This is a genomic window from Streptomyces sp. C (genome assembly GCF_000158895.1).
GTDB lineage: Bacteria > Actinomycetota > Actinomycetes > Streptomycetales > Streptomycetaceae > Streptomyces > Streptomyces racemochromogenes.
Genome location: NZ_GG657750.1, coordinates 6,554,126 through 6,557,070, shown reverse-complemented (window position 1 = coordinate 6,557,070; position 2,945 = coordinate 6,554,126). Strand labels below are relative to the sequence as shown.

Annotated in this window: 2 protein-coding genes and 1 pseudogene; 1 reads left to right on the top strand and 2 read right to left on the bottom strand. The window is 71.6% G+C overall.

Annotated features, from left to right (window positions below):
• Both SSNG_RS29425 and SSNG_RS29420 read right to left on the bottom strand, forming a co-directional pair.
• Positions 1-1,060 (bottom strand): annotated as a pseudogene (locus SSNG_RS29425) (Tex-like N-terminal domain-containing protein); the annotation flags it as partial.
• A 104-nt stretch (positions 1,061-1,164) separates the two neighbouring features.
• Positions 1,165-1,362: a hypothetical protein gene (locus tag SSNG_RS29420; RefSeq protein WP_042802220.1), complete on the bottom strand. Its 198-nt coding sequence runs from the start codon at positions 1,360-1,362 to the stop codon at positions 1,165-1,167.
• Between the two features lie 162 nt (positions 1,363-1,524).
• Here SSNG_RS29420 and SSNG_RS29415 point away from each other — a divergent pair, with 162 nt between their 5' ends.
• Positions 1,525-2,925 carry a hypothetical protein gene (locus SSNG_RS29415; RefSeq protein WP_007267575.1) on the top strand — a complete coding sequence of 467 codons (1,401 nt, stop codon included), beginning with the start codon at positions 1,525-1,527 and terminating at the stop codon, positions 2,923-2,925.
• The last annotated feature ends 20 nt before the right edge of the window (positions 2,926-2,945 follow it).

Genomic DNA, 2,945 nt, shown 5'->3' with positions numbered 1-2,945 from the left:
GTCGGTGGCGACGACCTTGCCGGTCGCGTCGACGACGGCCACCTTGACGCCGGTGCGGAAGCCCGGGTCCAGGCCGAGCGTGGCACGCGTGCCGGCGGGGGCGGCGAGCAGCAGGTCGCGCAGGTTGGCGGCGAAGACCCGTACGGCCTCGTCCTCGGCGGCGGCGCGCAGCCGGGACCGCAGGTCGATGCCGAGGTGCACCTGGATCTTGGTGCGCCAGGCCCAGCGGACGGTGTCGGCGAGCCACTTGTCTTTTTGGGCGGCCGCGGTCGGCGATGCCGAAGCGGCGGGCGATGACGCCCTCGTAGGTGGAGGGGCCGGGGGTGTCGGAAGGCTCCTCGGGCTCCAGGTCCAGGGAGAGGACGTCCTCCTTCTCGCCGCGCAGCATGGCGAGGACGCGGTGCGAGGGGAGGGCGGTGAAGGGCTCGGCGAAGTCGAAGTAGTCGGAGAACTTGGCGCCCGCCTCCTCCTTGCCCTCGCGGACCTTCGCGGCGAGCCGGCCGCGGCCCCACATGCGCTCGCGGAGGTCGCCGATCAGGTCGGCGTCCTCGGCGAACTTCTCGGTGAGGATGGCGCGGGCGCCCTCCAGGGCGGCGGCCGGGTCGGCGACGCCCTTGCCGGCGTCGACGAACGCGGCCGCGGCGGCCGCGGGTTCGGCGGAGGGGTCGGCGAGCAGGCCTTCGGCGAGGGGCTCCAGGCCGGCCTCGCGGGCGATCTGGGCCTTGGTGCGGCGCTTGGGCTTGAAGGGGAGGTAGATGTCCTCCAGCCGGGCCTTGGTGTCGGCCGCGGCGATCCGGGCCTCCAGCTCCGCGTCGAGCTTGCCCTGCTCGCGTACGGAGTCGAGGATCGCGGAGCGGCGGTCCTCCAGCTCGCGCAGGTACCGCAGCCGCTCCTCCAGGGTGCGCAGCTGGGCGTCGTCGAGCATCTCGGTCGCTTCCTTGCGGTAGCGCGCGATGAACGGCACGGTGGAGCCGCCGTCGAGCAGCTCGACGGCGGCCTTGACCTGCCGTTCCCGTACGCCGAGCTCCTCGGCGATCCTGCCTTCGATGGACATGGTCACTGTGCGGTCCCGCCTGCCTTCGTGCGTTTGCGTGGAAGGCTGTCAATTGTGGCAGGTGCCGCTGGTGGACCGCGGGAGCCCCTCGGCCCTTTCCGGCGCGGCCGTCAGTTGATGGACTCGCCGTCGTAGCGGCCGCCCACGCAGATCCACAGGCCGGAGACGGAGTCGTACTCCACCGATCCGTCGTGGGCCACGCACGTCGGCCCGTCGACAGCGGGTGCGGCGGCCTGCGCGGCGGGGGCCGCGACGCCGAGAGCGGCCAGGACGAGGGCGGCGACGAGGCCGGGAAGCCGGGTACGCATGACGACTCCTGTGGGGACGGGGGATGAGCGGCCCGAACCCGTGCGGATCGGGTTCGACCCGAGTCTCATGTCCAGGTTCGCCCCGTTCCGCCCCGGGCGCACGCCGGTTCGGCGCGCCCCGTTCCGGAGGCGCCTTCGCCGACCGGGCGGCAGGCTGGTGTCATGGCGAAGACGCCCGATGTGACCGTCGGGCCGCCTGACGGCCTCGGCTGGCGGAACGTCACGGTCAACGGCAAGACCGCGGACAGGGTCCGGTCCTGTGAGGGGCTCGGGGAATTCCTGCGTGGTGCCGGGCTGGCCCATGACCACCCCGTCCGGTGGCTCGGCGGCGACAGCGGCGTCTGGCCGGACCAGACGGTCAGGCGCCGGACGGTCGGCACCCTGATGTTCGCCGGCTTCTTCTCGACCGCGTGCCTGCTCGGCTGGATCGGCTGGATCGACTGCCGCAACGCCCTGACGTTCGGCGGGCGTATCGCGGGGTATTCCGTGCTGGCCGCGGCCCTGGTCGAGCTGGCTGCCGCGCTGGCCGCCGTCGACTACTGGCACAGGCGGGAGCGGCGGTACTCCGGGGCGGTCGCGCTGGCCGGAGTGGTGATCGTGTTCCTGTGCAGCTCCTCGCTCATCCTCCTGCAGCGCGCCGAGCACTTCACCGGCTGGTCCGTGGCCGCGATCGTGTTCCTCGTCGGGTCGGTGGCGGCCGGCGCCGAGCTCATCAGGTCCCGGGCGTGGAAGGCCCTGCGCCATCCCCAGCGCATCGCGGTCGGGGCGATCGTCCCGACCCTCCTCGCCTGCGTCAACCTGGCGTACGCGCAGGTCTACGTGCCCTACGCGACGAGTCCGCTGATCACGAGCGGGGCCGAGTTCAGGGAGGCGAGCCTGGTCGGCACAGGGCGGATGTACGTGACCGTGCACGTGTTCGTGAGGAACGACGGCCGCGTTCCGGTGTACGTCCTCGGAAGCATCTACTGGGTCCACGGCGGGGCCGTGAACACCATGTCGGAGCGCAGGCCGCCCTCCGACATGCTGATCTACGACGGCGAGTTCGTCACTCCGGCGGGCCGCGAGCTGAACCCCGGGGAAGAAGTCGCACAGGACGTGGTCGTCGAGATCAAGGATCCCTACAAGGCCGGCTACGAAGCCCTCAGGGCCCAGACCGAGGCGTACGTGGTCCGCCGGGACCGGATGACGCTGGGCTCCGAGTACGAGCAGTCCCGGGCGACCGTCAAGACCCTCAAGGAGGAGGGCAAGTGGCGCGCCGAGGAGCCCGAGAACGCGAAGTACCGGAACGAGTCCGGCATCTCGAACAGCAGCGAGATCCTCAACATCGCCCGCGGCCCGCAGCGCATCACCGTGTGGCGGGTGCCCAGCGGTGACCGGTCCCGCATAGACGTGGCCGTGTCGCCGCCCGGGGACAAGATCGTCTTCGATCCCGACAATCCCCTCTACAGCAAGCCGGTCATCGAGCGGTACGGCCTCTCCAAGGTGCGCGGTGCGATGGACCAGACCCCCTACCAAGGGCTCCTGGACAAGGCCCGATCCGGCGAGGAGGGCTCTGGCCCTTAGGGCCTGTCGTCAAACTCCCG

What these genes read in the sequence shown, in the direction of transcription:
- SSNG_RS29415 (WP_007267575.1), top strand. Translation starts at nt 1,525, where the DNA reads ATGGCGAAGACGCCCGATGTGACCGTCGGGCCGCCTGACGGCCTCGGC.
- SSNG_RS29420 (WP_042802220.1), bottom strand. Translation starts at nt 1,362, where the DNA reads ATGCGTACCCGGCTTCCCGGCCTCGTCGCCGCCCTCGTCCTGGCCGCT.